Raw genomic sequence first — 23,830 nt, 5'->3', positions numbered from 1 at the left:
GGACTTTCGATTTATGATCATCAGCATGATAGCGGCAATGGCAAACAACCGTATAATTGGTAAAGACAATCAGATGCCTTGGCATTTACCTGCGGATTTTGCATGGTTTAAACGCTCGACTATGGGTAAACCAGTCGTGATGGGACGTAAGACCTACGATTCTATTGGACGCCCTTTGCCGGGTCGGCTGAATGTCGTAATCAGCCGTGATGAGAGTTTAAAGATTGAAGGTGTAACGACGGTAACTTCTATTGAACAGGCTCTAGAGCTACTCAGTGATGTTGAAGAGGTGATGATCATTGGTGGCGGCTCTATTTATGAGAGCTGCTTACCTAAAGCGGACAAGTTGTATCTGACTTACATCGATTTCGCCGTCGATGGAGATACACAATTTCCTGACTGGGGTGAAGGTTGGAAGCAGAGCTTTAACGAGAGCTATCAAGCTGACGAGAAAAACAAACACAACATGGAGTTTGTGATTCTCGAGCGTTAACTGTGGTTATCAATAGCTAGTCTCTGAAAAATGCTTGCGTTACCCTACCAAGGTAGCGCAAGTTTCTCGTATCTTTATAGCGCTTTCTGAGTGAAAAACTGTTTATCTTCCCAGCGAAGAATTGTCAATTCACCTCCCCAGACGCATCCAGTATCAAGTCCAATTACGTCTTTTCCGTTATAGCCTTCAAGCGCAGCCCAGTGTCCAAAAACAACGGTTTTATCGAGCTTTATGCGTTGCGGAAGGTCAAACCATGGCACTAATGGTTCATCGGTAATCTCATTCGGTGGTAGCTTACATGCCATGTCGAGACGGCCATCTTCAAAACAGAAACGCATTCTTGTCAGGCTATTGATCGCATAGCGATAGCGCTCAATATCATGTAAATCCTGATGCCATAAATCAGGCGCGTTGCTGTACATGTTTTCGATTAGCCATTGCCATTTATCGGACTTTAACAAGGATACGATCTCTCGATTTTCAACACGTGCTCTTTCTAGATTCCACTGCGGTGAGATACCCGCATGGCACATCACGAACTCTGGGTGTTCTTGAAGCAAAGGCTGTTGTCTTAACCATTCGATTAGCAGTTCACGATCTTCAGCATCAAGAATCGCTTGAGTCTTATCTTTTGGTTTCGCTGGAAATAGTCCTAAGGACACCGCCAGAAGATGTAAGTCGTGGTTGCCTAATACAACCTTAGCTGCGTCACCAAGGTTACGAATAAAGCGTAACGTCTCCAATGATTTAGGGCCTCGAGCAACTAAGTCTCCGGCGACCCATAAAGTATCTTGGTGTTTATCAAAGTTAATTTTTTCAAGTAGTCCTTGAAGTTCGTCGAAGCACCCTTGGATGTCTCCGACAATGTAATTCGACACAATAATTTCCTGTATACGGATGTACGGCTAATTAAGAATATTAGGGATTGCGAGTCTGAATGGGTCAACTTCGGTAATAAAATCAATGCCCTTGTTATCGGTCATCACATAGTGACCTTGCATAACGCCAACAGGGGTTTCGATGACCGTACCACTTGTGTAGGTGTACTCGTCGTTGGCTTCAATCACGGGTTGTTGGCCAACTACACCATCACCCTCAATGGTGAGCTGCTTGCCGTTAGAGTCGGTAATTAACCAGCGGCGAGACATAAGTTGCACCGTTGTTTTACTTAGATTTTTGATGGTAATAATGTAGGCGAAGACATAACGATTCTTCGTTGGCTCAGATTGTTCTTCTATGTACTTAGAGTGAACCTGGCATTTGATACAAGGCGTAGATATATCCATATTCGCACCTTTTGTTGTTGATATACTTAATGTAATTAAAGTATTACATAAAAAAGGCTCCTAACCGAAGTGTAGGAGCCTTTTTTATTTATTTGTCAGCGTTATGACTGTCGTACAACCAGTTTGCCATGTCGACAAACTGCTCGAGCGTTAAGTTCTCAGGACGCATGCTTGGGTTGATACCTAGCTCTTCAAGCACTTCCTTATCGATTAAGCTCTTGTAGCAGTTACGAACTGTTTTACGACGTTGGTTAAAGCCTTCACGACAGACGCGATCTAGCCATTTCAGATCTTTTGCCGGATAAGGCAGCACTTCGTATGGCTGTAGGCGCACGACTGCTGAGTCTACTTTCGGTGGCGGAACGAAGGCCGTTGGTGGAACTTCTAACACAGGCGTTACTTTACAGTAGTATTGAGCCATTACAGTAAGACGACCGTAAGCTTTACTGCCAGGGCCAGCAGCTAGACGGTTAACCACTTCTTTTTGAAGCATAAAGTGCATGTCTTGCACGTCTTTATGGAATTCAAAAAGGTGGAACATCAATGGTGTAGAGATGTTATATGGCAAGTTACCAAAGATGCGTAGCTTATTGTTTGGCTTAACCAGTTCTTGGAAATCGAACTTCATCGCATCGCCTTCACGGATCGTTAGCTTGTCCGCAAGATCTGGATGGTTACGAAGACGTTCTGCAAGGTCTCTATCCAATTCGATAACAGTAAATTTATCGACAAGCTTACCCACAGGCTCAGTAATTGCGCCTAGACCAGGACCGATCTCTACCAAGTTTTGACCTGGTAGTGGGTTAATACTCGATACGATGCCATCAATAATGTATGGATCGTTAAGGAAGTTTTGACCAAAACGTTTACGCGCTTTGTGCCCTAAGTGGACATCATTTCTCATTGCTTTTTCTCTACTAATTCAATGGCGTGCGTGAGCGCTGTTCTAAAGCTCCCTGTATCGGCTTGGCCTTTCCCTGCCAAGTCTAAGGCGGTACCGTGGTCGACTGATGTGCGAATAAACGGTAAGCCAAGCGTGATGTTCACTGAGCGACCAAACCCTTTGTATTTCAATACCGGGAGTACTTGGTCGTGATACATACCTAAAACAGCATCTGCATCTTGCAAATATTTTTCATTAAAGATGGTGTCTGCTGGCAATGGGCCAACTAAATTGATGCCATCTTCTTGGCGAATTTTTTCTAGCGTCGGGGTGATGGTTTCAATCTCTTCACGCCCTAAACAACCATCTTCACCAGCATGTGGATTCAAGCCACATACGTAGATAGTTGGTTTCTCAATAGCAAACTTCTCAACCAAATCTTTATTCAGAATAGCAATAATTTGCTCTAATCTGTCTTCGGTCACTGCTTGAGATACATAAGCTAGTGGGATGTGCGTTGTGACTAGCGCAACACGCAGCCCTTCAGTTGCCAACATCATCACCACCAGTGGTGTATTGGACTTCTCTGCAAAGAACTCGGTATGGCCGCTAAAAGCAACGCCAGCTCGGTTAATTACACCCTTGTGAACGGGGCCGGTGACAATAGCATCAAATTCATCATTCATACAGCCAATTGCTGCGGTTTCTAAAGTATTTAATACGTAATGACCATTAGCCTCATTGAGTTGACCTGCAACTGCCGCTTCAGCAAGTGGAACGTGTTTCACTACCAGTGTGCCAGCGCGTTGCGGTTGCTTAGTTGCGTTTGCGTCATAATCTAGCAGATCGACTTCGATACCAAGAATTTTAGCTCGCTCGGATAGCAGTGTTTTATCAGCACAAACCACGAGTTGATGAGGCCAACTTTCTTGAGATAGAGCCAAAGTTAAATCTGGGCCTATCCCTGCTGGTTCACCTGCGGTTATGACAATACGTTTAGTTGTTGCCATCTTGGTCGTCCTCAACCATCTCAACAAAGGCACTTGCTCTTACTTCTTGTAGCCAAGCACCAGCTTCTTCGTTGAATTTACGGTTAAATAGAATTTGGTAAGCTTTGTTTTTCAAAGCTGAATCGGTACGGTCGACTTCGCGACGGTCTAGTACTTCAACAATGTGCCAACCGTGTACGGTTTTGAATGGCGCACTGATTTTGCCTTCTGGTAGCGTTTCTACTTGGTGTTTGAATTCTGGTACATACAAATCTGGTGTTTGGTAGCCTAGCTCACCATCTTGTACTGCAGAACCTGGATCTTGGCTGTATTGCTGTGCAAGGTCGCCAAAGCTCGCTTCACCTGTGTTTACGCGGCGCGTGATCTCTTCAAGTTGTTCTTTCACGCCATCGTCACTCAAGATTACGGTTGGCTTAATCAAGATATGACGAGCATTCACTTCCGTTACTGCTACGGTTTCTAAGCCTTTCACATCTTCAATTTTTAGAATGTGGAAACCTACACCGCTACGGAAAGGACCGATGATGCTGCCTTTATTTTGCATTTTGATCTGGTCAGCAAAAATGGTTGGCATCTCTTCTTTACGCATCCAACCCCAATCACCACCTTGCAGCGCTTTAGGACCCTTAGAGTAAGTATATGCCATGGTGCTGAAATCTTTGCCTGAGTTCAGTTCTTCAACCAGTTCAGTAGCTTGAGCTTCTAACTCTTCTTTGGTTTGGTCATCATTAAAGCGCAGTTGAATGTGGCCAATTTTATATTGAACGGTCGCGTTAGTCTCTTGCGTTAAGATATCTGCTAGGTTATCAACTTCCGCAGGAAGAATATTGATACGGCGACGAACTAAGGCGTTACGAGCTTCACTTGCTGCAATCTCTTTTCTTACTTGCTCTCGAAATGCATTGTAGCTAAGGCCTTCTTCAGCAACCGATGCGGTAAGTTGTTCTACCGTTTGGTTGTTGTCTTTAGCGATACCTTCAATTGCTTGATCAAGTCGAGCATCATCAATACGAACACCGATACGTTCTGCTTCTTGAGTTTGAATAGTATCGATGATCAGTTTTTCTAGTACTTGCTCATTGAGCACATCTTGCGATGGCAGTGTTTGACCGCTTTTTTTTGCGTTGGCACGCAGTGTCTTCATCGAAGCATCGATGTCGCTTTGTAAGATAACGCCTTCGTTAACGATAACTTTTACGCTGTCTAGCTCAACCGGTGCTGCAAAGCTTGTTGATAAAGTACAAGTCGCTGCAATAGCAATTAATGTGCGTTTCCACAATGTCATGTGTAATCCTTTAAATTTACTGACGTTTTATCAATAAAGAAAATTAGTTGTTTAAGAAGAATGGGCGACCATAGCTTAGAGAGTTGTCAGAGCTGCTATCCCCAACGGCTCCTGAGTCAGAACCAATGTTGGTACCAAAGCCGATAATACCGAAGTTCACACTAAAGTTGTTTTCATATTCAGGAGTGATACTTGGATCACTAATGTTGTTCGTCAAACGGTTGCTATAGGTAAAGCCGATGTACCAACAGTCCGATTTATAATTTAGTCGAGCTAACCACTCTAGATCCTCTTGTGTGGTTAAGTCATAGAAATATTGAGCACTTGTGCTCCATTTCGGTGAAATTTGGTAGGCACCAAGTAAACCCGCTTGTGAGATACCATCTCTAGTTATTCCTGATACGTCAAAATCAACAGTTTCATTTATGTACTCTTCTGTTACATAGCGATAGTTGGTCTGTATGTAACCGCCTGCGAAGCGATATTCTAATGTGCTGTTGGCAAGTTGCATCGCAGTGGTATCGATGTCGTATTGCACACCACCATGGTAGAACAGGTAGTCATCATAGTTGAAGTCCATTTCGATAGCCCAAGACGAATAATTAGTTTTCTTATCAGAGTCGTCGTTGTCTAAAGTCTGTTTTGTATCTTTGTCGATATAAAAAATTTGGCCAAAAGAAATATTGAGACGTTCTTTATATTCATCATCAAAGAAACGAGACGAGGCGCCATAGCTGATTTGATTTGCCGCAGCAACGCGGTCTACGCCACTGTATTTACGACTTCTAAATAAGCCATAATAGTCGGTTTGTAACAGCGTAGTATCATAAAGACCAATATCGCTTTGATCTTCTTCTGGTACGTAAAGGTACTGAACTTGAGGTTCGAGTGTTTGAGTGTAATTACCTACAATTTTTGTATCACGTTCAAGAACGATACCTGCGTGGCTTCTAAACTCAGGTATTACACGTGTTACTGATTCCTCTAAATCTTCATACTCACTATCAATGTCATTCAGATCCTGTTGGTAGTATGTACCAAGTAGTCGAGCTTCTGTTGTCCAAGTCCCCCAAGTATTGCCTACAGGGATGGTGATGCCAGGCTCAACATGGACACGAGTCGCAGAAGGTTTACCTGAAGCGTCGGTATCAAAGAGTGAAACATGACTGATCATGTCGAAGTCTAAGTATTCCATCACCTCAGGAGCATAGTAATTATACTCCAATTGAGGCATTAGACGATAAGGTAGATTGTCGTCTTTAGTCAGTACTTGGAAGTCTCGAACCAACACAGAAGCATCCCAGTTTTGAGAACGGTAGGTAGCTTTTCCTTCTTGTAATAGTTGGCCATCTTCACGATTACCAATACTACTTCCACTAACGTCTGTGAAATAGTCGATATCACTGACTTTCGAGTAGTCGACTTCAAACAACCACGATTGCTGGAATATCCCTGAATGTTGGAGTTGAGCACCCCAACGGTCACCTTTTTCTGAGTATTTTTTGTCATCCGGCAAATATTCAGACTCGATACTACCTGAGCCAAAATCGCTCAAGTAACGGAATTTACTATTAAGTTGAGTGCCACGTTCTTGCATGTACTTGAAGGTGGTTTCCAAGTCGTAGTTTGGTGCTAAGTTCCAATAAACTGGGATTTCAGCTTCAAAACCATCGCTTGAACCATACGAAACTGTTGGGTACAAGAAACCGGTTTTACGTGTATCACCCACCGGTACTGTTAAGTAAGGTAAGTAAAAGACGGGAACACTTTGGATTTCAAAACGTGGATTATAAAAAGTGGCTTGTTCTTCGTCTTGGTCGACACTGATGCTCGATGCTCTTAGACGCCAAGCATTATCGCCGATAGGGCAAGAGGTAATGGAGCCATCTTCAATCTCATAAACCGCTTTACCTGTTTTTGCTATATAAACAGCATCTCCGCGACCGGGCTCGCAAAGGAATTCGTAATCGGTGTTCTCAAGCGTCATTTCATCTGTAGTCAGATTATTGGTCGCTCTGTCTGAGATAGATTTGATTTGACCATCACTAAAGTTTACGTTGCCTTCAGCTACAACGATATTTTCTTGTTGGTGCAGGGTTACGTTATCTGCAAGGATGGTCTTGTTCCCTTGCGTAACGACTACGTCACCTGAGTATATTGCCTTGTCACCATTGATAGCTTCTAAGCGATCTGACTCAACATGAGCGGGTAGCTGTGTCTCGTTTTCTGCAGCGGGCTCGATCAAGCATTGATCTATAGAGGGCATTTCCTGCACACTACTATCGGTGATTGTTTCAGCTTGAGTTGTCGACACGTATAACGCCGTACTTATAGACGCGGCTAACAAGGTGCGGGAAAAAGATTGCATGAAGTTGAACTATCCTGTGTCACTAGATGAAGGGTTGATCTAGTATCAATCCAATTAATAAAGCATTTTCCTTATGATAAAGGAAATAATAGCATTCAGCATCATCAGACAGCATTACTCAGATAAAATTCATAGATAGAGAACACATAATGCAAATATTTGGCAAAATTTTGGGCGCGTTTTTTGGCTTTTTATTTGGAGGGCCACTCGGTTTAGTTTTTGGTCTGTTTTTAGGACACCAATTCGATAAAGCTCGCGGATTGAACCAATCAGGCTTCAATAGCTCTGGTTTTGGTCGAGGTCCAAGCCAAGCAGAAAGACAGAACGAGTTTTTTAAATCCGCTTTTGCGGTTATGGGGCACGTTGCTAAAGCGAAAGGGCAGGTAACGCCAGAAGAGATTCAACTCGCTTCTACCATGATGGAGCGTATGAACCTGCATGGCGAACAGCGTAAAGCAGCGCAAGATGCATTCCGTGACGGCAAAGAGAGCGACTTCCCTCTGAACGACGTACTTGAGCGAGTTAAAATCTCATCGGGTGGTCGTTTTGATCTTCTGCAGTTCTTTCTAGAGCTTCAGGTATCTGCCGCATTTGCGGATGGAAGTTTGCACCCGAGTGAACGTCAAGTTCTGCATAAAATAGCGCAAGGGCTTGGGTTTTCGGCAGCACAACTAGAACGCCGCTTGCAGATGCAAGAAGCTGCGTTCCGTTTCCAACAGCAAGGTGGAAGCTTTGGTGGCCATCAGGGTCATGGGCAATCATCAGGTTGGCAACAGGCTTCGCAACAGAACCAACTTGGCGACGCATATAAGGTTCTTGGTGTGAGTGAAAGTGCTGACGGTAAAGAGGTGAAGAAAGCCTACCGCAAGCTGATGAATGAACATCACCCAGATAAACTGATGGCGAAGGGCTTACCGCCTGAGATGATGAATGTTGCGAAAGAGAAATCGCAAGAAATTCAGAATGCTTATGACCTGATAAAGAAAGTAAAAGGTTTTAAGTAATTGAACACTAAACCGAGTAATAACAAAGTTACTCGGTTTTTTATTAAAGGGAATTATATGACGGTAACGTATCAGGATGTTCTAGAGTTTTGGTTCGATGAGTTGACGCCTAAAGATTGGTTTACTGGCGGCGCCGAGATTGACACTTTGATAGAGTCTCGATTTTCTGAATTGCATAAAGCAGCCATTCAAGGCGAGCTATTTGAGTGGCGCCAAACTGCGCAAGGACGATTGGCTGAGATTATCGTACTTGATCAGTTTTCTCGAAATATTGGTAGAAAAAGTCCGACAGCATTTTCTGCTGATCCGATGGCGTTGGCTCTAGCCCAAGAGGCGGTAGCGGGTGGTTTTGATCACCAGCTTAACGAGCAACAGAAAAGCTTCCTGTATATGCCTTATATGCACAGTGAATCTTTGTTAGTCCATGAACAAGCCGTGGAACTCTTTTCTCAAACGGGATTAGAGCATAATCTGGACTTTGAGTTTAAGCACAAGGTTATCATTGAGCGATTTGGTCGCTATCCGCACCGTAATGAGGTGTTAGGGCGAGCTTCGACTCCCGAAGAGATTGAGTTCTTGCAGCAACCGGGCTCAAGCTTTTAATTGTAGAAATACGGTCAAAGAATTGAGAAGAGGCTAGAGGTTAATAAAAACCTCTCGCCTCTTTTTTACTTTAGTGATCAACTTTAGCCTTAGAGCTAGTTTGCTTGGTTGAGCGACCAATCGTATTCATAACTGATGTTTTGAGTATTGGTTACTGCTTCAATTCGATATTGTTCTAAGTGCTGAATAAGCTGTTTCTTCGTACCAAAATCCACAGCAAACCATTCGTAAATCGATGATAGTTGAAGCTTATTGTTTGTAACCATCACGCCTTTGTCACTGCTTACAAACTCAGTTGCAGCTTGCTCTAGCAAGGCTTCAGTATTTTTAGAGGTAAAAGCGTCAGGTTGTAAGTTAGGGCAACCTAGGCTGGCACAGTTCACTGCATAATGCGTGCGAGGATCTTGCCAAATTGGTCTTAGGATTCGGTGTTCAATGTCATTGAGTGTCAGTGATTTCCCATTAACGACTACCACATCATCTCCCCACGGACCGAAACTAAATAGTCCGCCAAGTTTAGTTATGGATTTGATCGGGTAGGCATCAAGAATCAAATCGACAGTCACGGCGTTGTATAGGTTAACCCAATAGGCATACTGCTCCGCTTTTGAATAGTCGAGCGGATTCACCTGTTCGAGTTGCTTGATGTATTGTTTAAGCTTTGTTTTATCGGCGGTGTTCACTGCTTTATAGCGAACTAACGTATTTTGCCCCTGTTTAACCAAGTAGCTATCGAGGAATTGCTGCCAATCTTGATGAGATACCTGTTCTAGTTTGGTTTCGTCGCTTTGGTTCCAGTATGGCCAAAGATCGGACTTAGGCGCAGACCAAGCTAAGGTTGAGAAAAGTAGGCTGACAATAAAAAGTAGTTGTTTCATGGCATTCTCCTGATGACTGACTACTAAGACCTTAAGGCTTACCATTTTCTTTCATTGCTCTTCATTTAAATAAACATATGAAGTTAAGTTAAAAGCTTAGCCAAATAAAAAAGGTTGGCACTTGGCCAACCTTTAGATTTATTCAGAAACGTCTCATTATTTTAGGAAGCTAGGAATCTTAGCTTCAAACTCTGAGATCTTATCGGCATGTTGAAGTGTAAGGCCGATATTATCTAAACCATTCAGTAAGCAGTGACGACGGAACTCATCAATTTCAAACGAGTACTCTTTGCCGTTCGCGCTGACTTTCATTGCTTCTAGATCAACCGTAATTTCTGCACCTTCATTCGCTTCAACGAATTGGAATAGCTCATCCACTTCTTGCTCAGTCAATCGAACTGGCACCATTTGGTTGTTGATCGAGTTACCGTAGAAAATGTCGGCAAAGCTTGGTGCGATCATTACTTGGATACCGTAATCGGCAAGCGCCCACGGTGCGTGTTCACGAGATGAACCACAACCGAAGTTTTCACGAGCTAAAAGAATTGAAGCGCCTTGGTAGCGAGCTTCGTTCATTACAAAATCAGGGTTTGGCTGTTGGCCTGCATCGTCTAGGAAGCGCCAATCGTGGAACAAGTGCTTACCAAAACCGATGCGGTTTACTTTCTGTAGAAACTGCTTTGGAATGATCGCATCAGTATCGATGTTGGCCGTATCTAGAGGAACGACTAATCCGGTGTGTTGTTGAAAACCTGACATGTTAAATCCTCTAATTAAAGTTCACGAATATCGACAAAGTGACCAGCGATAGCCGCTGCGGCTGCCATTGCTGGGCTAACTAGGTGCGTACGACCATCACGGCCTTGGCGACCTTCAAAGTTACGGTTTGATGTAGAAGCACAGCGCTCTTGTGGACCTAGACGGTCGTTGTTCATCGCAAGACACATAGAGCAACCCGGTAAACGCCATTCAAAGCCTGCTTCGATGAAGATCTTATCTAGGCCTTCAGCCTCAGCTTGTGCTTTAACTTGCTCTGAACCCGGAACGATAAGCGCTTGCACATGTTTTGCAACTTGGCGACCTTTCGCTACTGCTGCTGCTGCCCGCATGTCTTCGATACGAGAGTTAGTACAAGAACCCACGAACACTTTATCTACGTTGTAATCAGATAGAGATTTACCGGCTTCAAGACCCATGTAAGCCAGCGCTTTTTCAGCTGATGCTTTTTCTACAGGGTCTGCGAAGCTTTCTGGTGCAGGGATTGGTGTGTCTACTGAGATAACCTGACCTGGGTTGGTACCCCAAGTGACTTGTGGTTTGATGTCTGCCGCTTCTAATGTAACAACTGCATCGAATTCTGCATCAGCATCGGTTTTTAACGTATCCCAGTATTCGATTGCTGCTTCTAGGTCTTCGCCTTCTGGAGAGAACTTACGACCTTTGATGTACTCGTATGTTGTTGCATCTGGAGCGATTAAGCCTGCTTTAGCGCCAAGCTCGATTGCCATGTTACATACTGTCATACGACCTTCCATCGTAAGGTCGGTAATTGCCTCACCACAGAATTCAACTACGTAGCCAGTACCGCCAGCAGCCGTTGTTTTACCGATGATCGCTAGCACGATGTCTTTTGCAGTGATGCCAGGAGTAACCTTGCCTTTTACTTCGATCTTCATGGTTTTAGCGCGAGCTTGTTTTAGCGTTTGCGTAGCTAGAACGTGTTCCACTTCTGAAGTACCGATACCAAATGCTAGTGAACCAAATGCACCGTGTGTAGCCGTGTGCGAGTCACCACATACGATGGTCATGCCCGGCAGAGTAATACCTAGCTCAGGGCCCATTACGTGCACAATACCTTGGTATTTGTGGTTTAGGTCGTAAAGCGTGACACCAAACTCTTCACAGTTCTTCGATAGCGTTTCCATTTGGATACGAGCCATCTCACCAGAAGCGTTGATGTCTTTAGTTTGTGTCGATACGTTGTGATCCATGGTCGCGAAAGTCTTGCCAACTTGGCGAACTTTGCGGCCTTTCTCACGCAAGCCATCAAATGCTTGAGGTGACGTTACTTCGTGAACTAAGTGACGATCGATATAAAGAATTGGTGTTTCGCCCTTCGCTGCAACCGCAACGTGAGCGTCATAAACTTTTTCGTATAAGGTTTTTGCGTGCTGGTTTGTCGACATAGCTTTTCTTCCTTGGGAGCATCAGTCCCAGTGTTTGTTTCTAGCCAAGTCATGCGGTTTACGCTGACTTGGCTTGATATTATTCTTATGTACTTGCTTCTAATCGGAGCCTTTAGCTTATGAAGCTAAGATGTACTCAGCGATCTTATCACCCATTTCAGAGGTAGTCAGCGCTTGGTTTTTGCCAGCAAGGTCTGCCGTTAGCTCGCCTGCAGAAAGTGCTTTAGAAACCGCTGCTTCGATGTCTTGTGCTGCCGCTTCTTCGCCTAGGCTGTAACGAAGCATTAGGGCTGCAGAAAGGATTTGCGCGACTGGGTTTGCGATGTTCTTACCTGCGATATCTGGTGCGCTGCCACCTGCTGGTTCGTATAGGCCGAAGTTGCTTTCATTTAAACTTGCAGAAGGAAGCATACCCATAGAACCAGTGATCATTGCGCACTCATCAGAGATGATGTCACCAAAGATGTTTGAACATAGCATTACGTCAAACTGAGATGGGTCTTTGATTAGCTGCATGGTCGCGTTGTCGATGTACATGTGGTTTAGCGTTACATCTGGGTAATCTTTTGCGATCTCTTCAACGACTTCACGCCATAGGATAGAGCTCTGTAGAACGTTCGCTTTATCGATTGAGTAAACGTTTTTGTTACGTAGGCGTGCCGATTCAAACGCAATCTTTGCAATACGTTCGATTTCGTAGCGGTGGTAAACCTCTGTATCAAAAGCTTTTTCAGTTGCGCCTTCGCCTTCACGGCCTTTAGGTTGGCCGAAGTAGATACCGCCTGTTAGCTCACGGACTACCACGATGTCGAAACCGTTACCTGAGATGTCAGCACGTAAAGGAGAGAAAGACTCTAGACCTTTATGGATTTGAGCTGGACGTAGGTTACAGAACAGTTGGAAGTGTTTACGTAGAGGAAGTAGGGCACCACGCTCTGGTTGGTCGTTCGGTGGAAGGTGTTCCCACTTAGGGCCGCCAACCGAGCCAAATAGTACTGCGTCAGATTCTTCACAGCCTGTTACTGTCGCTTCTGGAAGTGGACAGCCGTGGTTATCAATTGCGATACCACCAACATCATACTCTTCACGAGAAAAGCTAATCGCATGCTTCTTTTCGATCGCGTCTAGCACTTTGTGTGCTTGCTGCATTACTTCTGGGCCAATGCCATCACCAGGTAGTACGGCAATCTTGTATGATTTATCAGTCATGTTAATCCTTTAATTCTTGTTACTGAGCTCTTTCGCTCGTTTTAAATTTTGTCCCTAAAGCCAATAACATCGGCTCTAGGGCTCTGTTATTGGGTGTTTAAACTGTTGCGATTCTTTGCTGTTTCATTTCAGCAATGGTGTCTGCGCGTTGAATGCTATTAATAACGTGCAGTAGCGCCTGACCAGAGGCCTCAACGATATCCGTTGAAACGCCTGTACCGTGGTACTTGCGGCCTTTGTAGTTCGCAATAATATCAGCTTGGCCTAAGCCATCTTCGCCTTCACCTTTCGCGGTAAGGTCGAATTTATCCAATGCAATTTCGTAACCCGTTAAGCGGTAGATACATTGGTATAAAGCATCAACCGGGCCGTTACCGACAGCCGCTTCGCATTTCTCTTCATCACCACATTGCAGCTTGATGCTGGTGGTAGACATAACACTACCAGATTGTACGCTTAGGTAGTTAAGTTTATAGAAGTCATCTTCGTCACGTAGATTTGCGAAGTGCATTAGTGCTTCTAGGTCGTAATCGAATACTTGGCCTTTACGGTCAGCCAGTTTCAAAAAGTCTTCGTACAATGAATCTAGGTTGTACTCATTGTCTTTGTAGCCCATTGCGTCCATGTGGCTCTTAACGGCTGCACGACCACTGCGGCTGGTTAGGTTCAATGCTTTGTTTTTCAAGCCAATAGACTCAGGAGTCATGATCTCGTAAGTGTTCTTGTTCTTTAGCATGCCATCTTGGTGAATACCTGAAGAGTGGCTGAACGCGTTTGCACCGACGATAGCTTTGTTGTCTTGAATTGGCATATGGCAAAGCTGGCTAACCAATTTACTGGTACGGTGAATCTCTTTGTGGTCTAAACCGGTATGAACACCTAATAGCTCTTGGCGAGTTTTGATGATCATTGCGATTTCTTCTAAAGAACAGTTGCCCGCACGCTCACCGATACCGTTAATAGTACCTTCAACTTGACGAGCACCGGCTTGTACCGCAGCAATTGAGTTAGCAACCGACATACCCAAGTCATCGTGACAGTGAACAGAGATGATTGCTTGGTCGATGTTGGGAACGCGATCAAATAGCGTTTTGATAATGCCACCAAACTCGTTAGGTACTGTGTAGCCCACTGTGTCTGGAATGTTGATGGTTTTCGCGCCCGCGTTGATTGCCGCTTCAACCATACGACATAGGTTATCGATAGGCGTACGACCTGCATCTTCACAAGAGAACTCAACATCGTCTGTGTAGTTGCGCGCATGCTTTACCGCTTTTACTGCCATATCGACAACATCGTCGTAGCTACGGCGTAATTTATCTTGCACGTGAACCGTTGATGTAGAAATGAAGGTGTGAATACGGAACTGCTCAGCGACTTTTAACGCTTCTGCAGCGGCATCGATATCCTTCGCTACAGCACGAGAAAGTGCACAGATTCGGCTGTCTTTAATATTTTTTGCGATGGTTTGTACTGACTCAAAGTCGCCTGGTGATGACACCGGAAAGCCCGCTTCAATAACATCTACACCCAGTCGTTCAAGTGCATAAGCGATCTGTAATTTCTCTTTTACCGTTAAGCTTGCAGCCAACGCTTGCTCGCCATCACGTAAGGTCGTGTCAAAAATTATCACTTGATCGTTCATGGGTGCTTCCTTATATCGATAATGAATCGATTGCTATCCAAATTATTATTAAGAATGATGTTCTTTTAAAAGTGCCAGTTACAAAAAAACCCGCTCAGCGCGGGTTTTAATATTTGTGTAGTTCTTGACCCACAACTTACCCGCGCGATTGGTTCACGATAAGGAGAAGTTTCAGCAGTCGAGAAGAAGAAAAAATCATTACACAAATATCCGTAAATAAACTGTTAACACCATATTTACCGCAATTTATTCTGAGCGTCAAACAAGAAAATCCAATATCAGCGTGCTTTGGCGGTGTTTTTTTTTGGTTTGTGCTGCTTGCGTGTTGTTTGCTGGTGTTATCAGCTGATTGAGTATTTTGTACTGGGCGGTTAGTTTATCATTTGGCTGATGTGTAGGTTAAAACTTTGTAGTAAATCTTTTTGATGGAACGATTCACCAATAAAATTAAAAGGGTGGCTAAATTAATTAATCATTTGATTAAATAGTGAGTAATTAATCTTCTACAACCATGTCGATTTATCCCTATAATTAATCGTGTGATTAATTATAGGGATAGGTCTCAGTGATGGCAGCGCGTAAAGCAGGGCGACCTCAACAGAATCTAGATGTACGGCAGTTACTCATTGAGCACGCTCGAGATCTGTTCGTGGTTCAACCGTACGACAAGGTATCGACTCGCTTAGTTGCTGAGCGAGCGGGTGTGAATATTGCGATGATTCGCTATTACTTTGGCAGTAAAGCCGGATTGTTTGAGGCGATGCTGCGTGAAACATTACGCCCTATGCAATTACAAATGCAGAGACTCGTTGATGAAAGCAGTCATGAGAACTTTCTTGATTTAATGCGGACTTACTACAAAGAGATGGTCAAAGTGCCGAAGTTTCCTCGCTTGATAGCCCAAGTGATGAATATGCCTCCCTCTGAAGTGCAAAGAGAGTTGCTCGAAAAGGTTTTCCTCGATGTTGCAAAGCCAGCCCAAGATGTCATTTTTGAAAAGTTGGTTGAACAAGGCATCTTAAAACAGAACATGGATCCAAAATTGTGCCGTATTTCGTATGTAAGCTTGATGGTGTTTCCTTTCATCGCTCCGCCGCCTTTATTGGCAATTCATGGGATTGAGATTAATGAAGAATTTCTTAATCGTTTAATCGAACACAACATTCAATTGATGACTGAAGGCTTTATTAACGCACCGAGCCCTTCTTCCGTGCAGGACCAAAGATAATGAAAATAAATAAAAAACTACTCTTCTTTCCAGCACTTGCGGTTGGTGTTATTGGCCTTGTCGCCGCGATTAACTTGAAGCCGGATCTTCCAACCAAACCTGCGGGTGATAGGGCTCGCTTAGTTGATACTGTGAGCCTAGAACAACAACTGATAGCGCCGTTAGCGGTCGGCTTTGGCAAAGTAGTGCCTAAAGTTGAATGGAAAGCGATTGCTGAGGTGACAGGACAGATCGTGTATCGACATCCAGATCTTGAAAAAGGCCAGGTGATCCCTGCAGGAACGGTCGTGCTCAAGGTTGATCCATTGGATTACGAATTGAAACTGATACAAGCAGAGGCGGATCTAAAATCAAGCCAAACCTCATTAGCGAAATTGAATCAAGAAGAAGATAACCTTAATCAGACTCTTAAGATCGAAAAGAATCGTTTGGTGATCAGCAATAAAGAGCTACAACGTAAACAGGATCTGCGTAAGAAAGGGCTCACCTCTCAATCGGATGTCGACCTGCAACAACAAAGCGCATTGTCTCAGCAGAAGTTGGTATTAGATATCGCGAACCAAATCGCGTTGATGCCAGATGAAAAGCGTGTTGCGGAAGCGGTGATTAAGGTCAACGTGTCTAAGGTAAAAGAGGCGCAGCGCTCTCTCGATAAGACCACGATCACTTTGCCAAGAGCGATGCGAATTGCTCAGGTTGATATCGAACAAAATCAAGTAGTTAACCTTCAGCAGGAGATGTTTATTGCTCACGGGATTAATGTCATGGAAGTAGAGGCGCAACTTTCTATTCACGATATGCAAACCTTAGCCTCCAGCTTTAACCAATTTCCTCGCGATGCTGCAGGAATCCCTAATCCTTATGAAGCGCCAATCAAAGCAAGCATTCAACTTAACAGCGGCAACCTGAACCTCAGTTGGCCAGCGAAGGTGGCAAGAATCAGCGAAACAGTTGATGAAAACCAAGCGACGGCGGGGATTATTCTCGAGATCGCTCAAGATTACTCACAATTGCAACCAGACAGCGCGACGCCTTTGGTTAACGGTATGTTTGTCAAAGCTGAGATTGAGGGTGTCGCCAATCTAAGTTGGGTGGTTCCAGAGCGAGCACTGCATGGTGATAAGGTTTACCTGATGGATGACAACCAGCGTTTGCAAGTGGTCAATGTTGAAGTGCTTTATCGCAGAGACAATCAAGTGGTTGTGAGTGGAGAGCTACAAACTGGAGATAAACTGGTTCTCAATGATGTCCTGCCAGCAATAGAAGGCATGTTACTGAGAGAGTCCAACTCTGAAGAGGCTGAGCTTGAATCAGATACTCAGGAGAGTGCGTCATGATCAAGTTCTTTTCTAGGCACCCAACAGCGGCAAACTTGTTGATGCTTGGGTTATTGATCATGGGTATAAGCTCATTATCAACCATCAAGCGTGAAACCTTCCCCGCTTATGATCCGCCTTATATTATGGCTGCCATCGTTTATCCCGGTGCATCCCCACAAGAAGTAGAAGAAAGCCTGTGTGTACGAATGGAAGATGCCGTCGATGGCCTAGCTAACATTGAAGAGACTCAGTGTGAAGCCATAGAAGGTAGTGCACGTCTAATCCTGAAGTTGAATGAGAAAGCGGATATCGGTCGAATGCTGGTGGATGTGCAAACTCAAATCAACTCGATCAATGATTTCCCTACTGAGATTGAATCGCCTGTTGTTCAAGAACTGGATTGGAATGAACCAGTTGTTGATATCGCCATCACAGCAGAAACGTCGTGGCCGGAGCTTAAGGCCTACGCTGAAGACCTCAAACGTATCATGAAGCTTGATTATGATGTTTCACTGGTCGATGTTAGCGGCTTCTCTGATCATCAATACCGCGTTGAACTGGATACTCAAGCGATTCGCCAGCTGGGTTTGAGTGTCGGTGATATCGCAGACCAGATTGGCCGTCAGAATGTAAAACTGCCAAGCGGTAACGTTGAAACACCAGACAAGAATTTTCTGATTCGTTTTGATGAAAGACGAATTACACCTGTTGAGCTTGAAAGTATCGTGGTTGGATCTGCGCCCAATGGCTCTGTGATCCGTTTGAGGGACATTGCAAAAATAACCGACCGCTTTGAGCTTGATGAACAGAAGGTGTTGTTTGATGGCAAGCCATCGGCTCTGTTGAAAATCAGTAAAAACAAAGAAGATGATGCGCTACGAATCAAAGAGAACGTGACGCGTTTCGTTGAAGATCAGAGCGCGATTGCCCCTGATGGTGTGACGCTACAAATGACCAACGATCTCTCCTCTGTGCTGTGGGATCGCCTTACCATGATGGTTCGCAATGGCTGGCAAGGTATTGTGCTGGTATTTGCCACCATGTGGCTGTTCTTCAGTTTACGCTATTCATTCTGGGTTGCGGCTGGCTTACCGGTTGCCTTCCTAGGTGGCTTATTCTTAATGGCTAACCTTGGTTTATCGATTAACATCATGTCATTGGTCGGCTTGCTAATGGCGATAGGTATCATGATGGATGACGCCATAGTGATAGCCGAATCGATAGCGTCCCATTTAGATCGGGGGCAAAACGTTGATGATGCGGTGTACAACGGCGTTAAGAAAGTGCTTCCCGGAGTGTTGTCTTCTTTCTTAACTACGGTGTGTATTTTCGGTAGCTTGCTGTTTCTCGATGGAGAGATGGGCGCGGTGCTTAAGGCTGTTCCTCAAGTATTGATATTAGTGCTGTCGTTGAGCTTGATTGAAGCCTTCCTGATTCTGCCTAATCACTTGTCTCATTCATTACACAAAGAAAAGAATGATAAGCCAGCGCTGCGCTTCAAAGTTGTGTTGTTAGAGAAGTTTGAGAACTTTCGTAATACCACCTTGATGAACATGGTCGAGAAAGTGGTGACATTCCGCTACGCATTTATGGGCGGAGTGCTGACCCTGTTGTTGCTTTCGGTAGCTTTGATTGCTGGTGGCGTTGTTAAGTTCCAACCTTTCCCTGAGCTGGATGGTGATATTGCCGAGGCGCGTATCATTCTTCCGCCGGGCGCATCATTGTCTCAAACCGAGAGAGTCGTCGACAAAATTGTCGCTTCTGCTGAGCGTTTGAATGAGCAATGGAGCGAAGAGGTTGAGGACGGTAATAAATTGGTTGAGCATATCACCAGCCAATTCAATGCCAACGCAGACGCCAATGAATCAGGCCCACATTTAGCCACTGTGCGTTTAGACTTACGCGGAGCAGAGAGCCGTAATACGGTTATCGATGACTTCATTGATGCGTGGCGTGAAGATATTGGCGATTTAGCGGATCCTATTTCATTAGTGTTCAAGCAGCCCACGATGGGGCCGGGTGGTCGTGCCATCGAGATCCGTGCCAAGCATGATGATCTGGCTGAATTGAAGTCTGCTTCTCTGGAGATTCAGGAGTACCTCAATCAGTTTGACGGAGTGCATGGTGTGCTTGATGACATGCGCATGGGTAAGGAAGAGATCTTAGTTAAACTTCGCCCTGGAGCTGAAACCTACAATGTGAATGGGCAGATGATTGCGTCCCAATTACGAGCGGCTTTCTTTGGGCAAACTGCGGATGAGATTCAAATCGGTGTTGAGAATATCTCGATTGAGGTACGTCTTGATAAGGAACAAGCGGGCGACATACAGCAGCTGGCTAACTTCCCGATCATTACCGCAGATGGCAGTCAGATCCCGCTAGCAACATTGGCGACATTAGATTTCCAACGTAACTACGTGCGAATCCAGCGCATCGATGGCTTAAGAACCATCAGTATCTTTGGTGATATTGATAATAAGAAGGCGAGTTCGTCCGCAATTTTGGCTCAGTTCCAAAAAGATGAAGCAGCTAAGCTTATTCAGAAGTACCCAGGTTTACGCTTTGATTTCGAAGGGGAGGCCAAGGATGCAGCCAAGACTGGCGCTTCGATGGGCAAAGGATTCTTGCTCGGCTTATTCGGCGTGTTTGCGATTCTTAGCTATCAGTTCAGAAGCTATTTAGAGCCTGTGGTCGTGATGTTAGCGATTCCACTCGCTTTTATTGGGGTGGTCGTTGGTCACTGGATACTTGGCCATTCTTTGAGTATGCCAAGCATGATGGGCTTTGTGTCGCTTGCCGGTATTGTGGTTAATGATTCCATCTTGTTGGTGCAGTACATTCGTCACCATGTCGATGAGGGAGATAGCGTGCATGACTCGGTGGTGAAAGCCAGTCGCGAGCGTTTCCGAGCGGTATTCTTGACCTCAATGACGACTGCGGCAGGTTTGCTACCGCTGTTGACGGAAACCAGCTTACAGGCTCAGGTTATCCAGCCACTGGTTATTTCGATCGTATTCGGCATATTTGCCTCGACCTTATTAGTATTGTTTATGATCCCAGCGGCCTACGCGATATTGGCGGATTTCGGTTTGGTTAAAAAGCACGAGCCTCTCTCGCTATAGACATTGGAAGCAAGAAAATAAGTAATAAACACTAAAGCGGCCTAGTGCCGCTTTATCTTTATAGGGTGTTTTTTCATATCCTTGGCCCGAGCGGCTGCACTGCGCATCCCAAGGAAATTTCATTTTAGTTCATTCAAAACGTCACTTAACTGTCATTTGTTGAGCATAACTTGAGCCTTAACTGAATAAGGATTGTTAAGGAGATCGTATGCGTACAATCGAACCTATTGTCCGTTGGGATGTGGCATTTTCTGTTTTCTGTTTAAAAAACCGTTATAGCGGGCAACATGCAACGCTCAGTAAAGCGGTGTCTCATACTGGAGATGGACACCTTTACGTGTTAGTTGCATTGATTGCTTTGTTGGCTGATAGCAGTACTGGCCGAGATTTTCTATTGGTCGGTTTAACCGCCTTTGCCATCGAGTTGCCTATCTACTGGCTCGCGAAAAATACCCTCAAACGTCGCAGACCAGCTGAATTCTCTTCACTACTTCACTCTCATATTGTGCCATCCGATAAATACAGTCTGCCTTCAGGGCATTCCGCTGCTGCTTTTGTTATGGCGACCCTAATCGGACATTTCTATCCGAGCTTGTACCTCTTTAGCTTGGTGTGGGCAACTGCGATTGCAGGCTCTCGAATCTTGCTCGGTGTGCACTTTTTAACGGACGTACTGATTGGCGCAGCCTTGGGCATCGCTTGTACCAGCCTCGCTATCAGCTTCATCCCGTAATCATTTTGTTGGTAACCACTGCCGAGCTTAAGTGGTAAATTTAAAGGAACATGCATGAAAATTTTATATGGCGTACAAGGCACAGGGAATGGGCACATTGCTCGAGCGAGAGCAATGGCCGTCGCTTTTCGTCAGCAAAATATTGATGTCGACTTTCTGTTCTCAGGGCGAGACGAGAGCAAATACTTTTCGATGGAAGCGTTTGGCAACTATCAGACCCGCAGCGGCTTAACTTTTTACAGCGAGCAGGGGCAGGTTAAATACGGCAAAACATTCATGAAGAACAACATCTGGCGATTTCTCCGTGAGATTAACCAGATCGATCTTACGCCTTATGACTTAGTGATTAATGATTTTGAGCCTGTCACTGCATGGGCGGCTAAGAGACAAGGTGTGCCATGCATTGGGATAAGCCACCAGAATGCGTTTCGTTATGATGTACCCAAAGAAGGGGGCAACTGGATTGAACATTCAGTGATTCAACATTTCGCCTCAACCGAGCACTCTATTGGCTTGCACTGGTATCACTTTGAACAGCCGATTTTGCCGCCTATCGTTCACACGCTGGTTGGTGATCAACAAATAAAAACAACACAAGATTTTACGTTGGTCTATTTGCCATTTGAGGATCTTGAGTCGATCTCAGAGCTGCTGATGAAGTTCATTTCGCAAAACTTTGTCTGTTACCACCCGGATGTGATTGAGCATAGCCGAGTTGAAAATATTGAGTTCAAACCACTGAGTCATGCGGGCTTTCAATTCGACCTCAATCAGTGCTCTGGTGTGGTCGCAAATGGCGGCTTTGAATTGCCATCTGAAGCCCTAACTTTGGGGAAGAAATTGCTTCTCAAACCACTCGAAGGACAGTTCGAACAACAGAGCAATGTGGCGACGCTAGAGGCCCTTGGGTTAGCTCAAACCATGACGTTTTTAGATGCGGCTATCTTGCGCGCTTGGCTCAGTGAAAAACAGGCCGAAGTGGTCACCTATCCAGACGTGGCAAGTGCACTCGTTGAGTGGGTATTAGCAGGGAATTGGTCTAATCAAGATGATTTAAGAAAGCAACTTTGGGACAAGGTCGACTTTCCAAGTTATGCATCGCTCACCTAACTCATAAGTGCTATTTCTGAATTGACCGGTTGAACAATTCACGAGCTCAATAAATTGTAACAAATGTAACCAAACGATAGAACAGCTAAATAAGTCGAAATTAAACTCATAAGTGACGCATTTTATGTTTTTTTATAACTCTATAAATAATTGATTTTTAGATGTTGTTTAATCATTAAGGTAAAATAAAATTATTCTTTATCAATCTTGTTGGTAGCTCGAGATGCATTGGTTAATAGTAATGTCAATCCGAAAAACATCGGTCTGATAAATATAAGAATTAGTGGTTATCTATTCTCATACCATTACCAATTTAACGCTGTCGAACCGACAAGAGGCAACTTGAATGTTAGATAAGAAAGACGCAATGAGTGCTATTGCAAGCTACAGAATGGAAAGCACACTTCGTGGAGTCGACTTAAATCTTTTGACTGTATTTGATGCAGTTATGCAAGAGCAAAACATTACACGTGCAGCTCACAATCTGGGTATGTCTCAGCCTGCTGTAAGTAACGCTGTTGCTCGTCTAAAAGTGATGTTTAACGACGAACTATTCATGCGCCAAGGTCGTGGTATTCAACCGACTCAACGTGCACGTCAGTTGTTTGGTCCTATCCGCCAAGCGCTACAATTAGTACGCAACGAATTACCAAGTTCTGTGTTCTCTCCAGAGTCTTCTTCTCGCCTGTTCAAGCTTGCGATTTGCAGCCCTTGTGACATGCGTTTTGCACCTAAGATTATGTCGACTATCAATGAGCAAGCACCTAGCGTTAAACTGCACATGGATGCTGAATTCGATCGTCAACTTTCTGAGCGTATGCGCTACCAAGAAATCGACTTCGTTATTGATTACGCTCGTTTTGATGAGCAAGGCTTCTCAAGCACTGAAATCTTCCAAGACGAATTAGTTGTGGTTGCTTCTGCTTCTCACCCACGTATCAACGGTGAAGTTTCTGCGGCAGAGCTGCTTAACGAAAAGCACGCAAAACTGTCTCGCATCCATGGTCAACGTAGCTTCTCTGAGCAAGCTTACCGTGACCTAGATTGCACGCCTTTCTACGAAGGCACGAGCTTAAGCAACGTTCTTTACGTTGTAGGCCAATCTGAACTAGTAACAATTGCTCCTCGTTGGATGGTAGAACATGCAGCAAACAAAGAGCAGCTTCAGATTCTAGATTTCCCATTCGATAATGCGGCGATTTCTGGCTTCCTAAGCTGGCACGAATCAAGTGAAAAGGATAAAGGACACATTTGGTTACGAGATCAGTTAATGATGATCTGTGGCGAAGTAGTGGCACTTAACTAGACACTAATCCCTATGATTTATAAGCCCTAAGCTAGGAGACTGGCTTAGGGCTTTTTTATGCGCGCTATTTTAGTAGGTAGAAAACTAAGCGTTAGACGTACTATTACTTATAACTTTGAGCTTCATCAGTTGCCTTTTCCATGATCAGAGGTACACTTGTGC

20 protein-coding genes are annotated in these 23,830 nt (G+C 44.5%); 9 read left to right on the top strand and 11 right to left on the bottom strand.

The features are described 5' to 3' along the window. The first annotated feature begins 13 nt into the window (after positions 1-13). Positions 14-493, top strand: coding sequence for a type 3 dihydrofolate reductase (folA, locus tag AB4329_RS05980; protein WP_017062944.1), 480 nt, complete (start codon positions 14-16; stop codon positions 491-493). A 74-nt stretch (positions 494-567) separates the two neighbouring features. Here the strand turns inward: folA and AB4329_RS05975 are convergent, their stop codons facing one another. The 6 genes from AB4329_RS05975 to lptD all read right to left on the bottom strand — a co-directional run bounded on the left by AB4329_RS05975 (position 568) and on the right by lptD (position 7,325). Next, positions 568-1,371: a symmetrical bis(5'-nucleosyl)-tetraphosphatase gene (locus AB4329_RS05975; RefSeq protein ID WP_017062943.1), complete on the bottom strand. Its 804-nt coding sequence runs from the start codon at positions 1,369-1,371 to the stop codon at positions 568-570. A gap of 27 nt (positions 1,372-1,398) precedes the next feature. Then, positions 1,399-1,779 (bottom strand): Co2+/Mg2+ efflux protein ApaG, encoded by a 381-nt coding sequence (gene apaG / locus AB4329_RS05970; protein ID WP_004735899.1) that lies wholly within the window; start codon positions 1,777-1,779, stop codon positions 1,399-1,401. Between the two features lie 88 nt (positions 1,780-1,867). Continuing rightward, on the bottom strand, positions 1,868-2,683 hold the full coding sequence (gene rsmA / locus AB4329_RS05965; RefSeq protein WP_017062942.1) for a 16S rRNA (adenine(1518)-N(6)/adenine(1519)-N(6))-dimethyltransferase RsmA: 816 nt from the start codon (positions 2,681-2,683) through the stop codon (positions 1,868-1,870). Then, complete coding sequence (pdxA, locus tag AB4329_RS05960) at positions 2,680-3,672, bottom strand: 4-hydroxythreonine-4-phosphate dehydrogenase PdxA (protein WP_372137824.1); 993 nt, start codon at positions 3,670-3,672, stop codon at positions 2,680-2,682. Before pdxA ends, rsmA begins: the two co-directional genes overlap by 4 nt. Next, a complete protein-coding gene (gene surA, locus AB4329_RS05955; RefSeq protein ID WP_372137822.1) occupies positions 3,659-4,957 on the bottom strand; it encodes a peptidylprolyl isomerase SurA in 1,299 nt (432 codons plus the stop codon). The genes pdxA and surA overlap by 14 nt, the downstream gene beginning before the upstream one ends. 43 nt (positions 4,958-5,000) lie before the next feature. Beyond that, entirely contained in the window at positions 5,001-7,325 is a 2,325-nt protein-coding gene (gene lptD, locus AB4329_RS05950) for an LPS assembly protein LptD (RefSeq protein ID WP_372137820.1), read from the bottom strand. A gap of 149 nt (positions 7,326-7,474) precedes the next feature. Here lptD and djlA point away from each other — a divergent pair, with 149 nt between their 5' ends. Both djlA and AB4329_RS05940 read left to right on the top strand, forming a co-directional pair. Beyond that, on the top strand, positions 7,475-8,329 hold the full coding sequence (gene djlA / locus AB4329_RS05945; protein ID WP_017061385.1) for a co-chaperone DjlA: 855 nt from the start codon (positions 7,475-7,477) through the stop codon (positions 8,327-8,329). A 57-nt stretch (positions 8,330-8,386) separates the two neighbouring features. Further along, entirely contained in the window at positions 8,387-8,932 is a 546-nt protein-coding gene (locus AB4329_RS05940) for a DUF924 family protein (protein WP_017061386.1), read from the top strand. Between the two features lie 95 nt (positions 8,933-9,027). On the opposite strand, the gene AB4329_RS05935 is transcribed toward AB4329_RS05940, so the two are convergent. From AB4329_RS05935 to leuA, 5 genes are all read right to left on the bottom strand, one after another. Further along, positions 9,028-9,810, bottom strand: a complete 783-nt coding sequence (locus AB4329_RS05935; protein WP_137001752.1) for a DUF547 domain-containing protein — start codon at positions 9,808-9,810, stop codon at positions 9,028-9,030. A gap of 156 nt (positions 9,811-9,966) precedes the next feature. Then, positions 9,967-10,569 (bottom strand): 3-isopropylmalate dehydratase small subunit, encoded by a 603-nt coding sequence (leuD, locus tag AB4329_RS05930; protein ID WP_017062937.1) that lies wholly within the window; start codon positions 10,567-10,569, stop codon positions 9,967-9,969. Positions 10,570-10,583: 14 nt separating this feature from the next. Then, the gene (gene leuC, locus AB4329_RS05925) at positions 10,584-11,996 is read right to left on the bottom strand and encodes a 3-isopropylmalate dehydratase large subunit (RefSeq protein WP_017062936.1); all 1,413 of its coding nucleotides are present in this window, start codon (positions 11,994-11,996) and stop codon (positions 10,584-10,586) included. A gap of 117 nt (positions 11,997-12,113) precedes the next feature. Next, positions 12,114-13,205 (bottom strand): 3-isopropylmalate dehydrogenase, encoded by a 1,092-nt coding sequence (leuB, locus tag AB4329_RS05920; protein WP_017061390.1) that lies wholly within the window; start codon positions 13,203-13,205, stop codon positions 12,114-12,116. A 97-nt stretch (positions 13,206-13,302) separates the two neighbouring features. Continuing rightward, positions 13,303-14,850: a 2-isopropylmalate synthase gene (gene leuA, locus AB4329_RS05915; RefSeq protein ID WP_171732369.1), complete on the bottom strand. Its 1,548-nt coding sequence runs from the start codon at positions 14,848-14,850 to the stop codon at positions 13,303-13,305. 568 nt (positions 14,851-15,418) lie between these two features. Between leuA and AB4329_RS05910 the strand changes: the two genes are divergently transcribed. From AB4329_RS05910 to leuO, 6 genes are all read left to right on the top strand, one after another. Next, complete coding sequence (locus AB4329_RS05910) at positions 15,419-16,078, top strand: TetR/AcrR family transcriptional regulator (RefSeq protein ID WP_017062933.1); 660 nt, start codon at positions 15,419-15,421, stop codon at positions 16,076-16,078. Beyond that, positions 16,078-17,415 carry an efflux RND transporter periplasmic adaptor subunit gene (locus AB4329_RS05905; protein ID WP_050053092.1) on the top strand — a complete coding sequence of 446 codons (1,338 nt, stop codon included), beginning with the start codon at positions 16,078-16,080 and terminating at the stop codon, positions 17,413-17,415. Before AB4329_RS05910 ends, AB4329_RS05905 begins: the two co-directional genes overlap by 1 nt. Next, the gene (locus AB4329_RS05900) at positions 17,412-20,519 is read left to right on the top strand and encodes an efflux RND transporter permease subunit (protein WP_372137818.1); all 3,108 of its coding nucleotides are present in this window, start codon (positions 17,412-17,414) and stop codon (positions 20,517-20,519) included. Before AB4329_RS05905 ends, AB4329_RS05900 begins: the two co-directional genes overlap by 4 nt. 208 nt (positions 20,520-20,727) lie before the next feature. Then, complete coding sequence (locus tag AB4329_RS05895) at positions 20,728-21,252, top strand: phosphatase PAP2 family protein (RefSeq protein ID WP_372137816.1); 525 nt, start codon at positions 20,728-20,730, stop codon at positions 21,250-21,252. Between the two features lie 54 nt (positions 21,253-21,306). Beyond that, positions 21,307-22,362 carry an MJ1255/VC2487 family glycosyltransferase gene (locus tag AB4329_RS05890; protein ID WP_372137814.1) on the top strand — a complete coding sequence of 352 codons (1,056 nt, stop codon included), beginning with the start codon at positions 21,307-21,309 and terminating at the stop codon, positions 22,360-22,362. A 346-nt stretch (positions 22,363-22,708) separates the two neighbouring features. Next, a complete protein-coding gene (leuO, locus tag AB4329_RS05885; RefSeq protein WP_017061397.1) occupies positions 22,709-23,668 on the top strand; it encodes a transcriptional regulator LeuO in 960 nt (319 codons plus the stop codon). The last annotated feature ends 162 nt before the right edge of the window (positions 23,669-23,830 follow it).

It is taken from the genome of Vibrio sp. 10N.261.54.A5 (assembly GCF_041471145.1).
GTDB classification, from domain to species: domain Bacteria; phylum Pseudomonadota; class Gammaproteobacteria; order Enterobacterales; family Vibrionaceae; genus Vibrio; species Vibrio crassostreae_C.
This window is presented reverse-complemented; position numbering and strand designations above follow the sequence as displayed.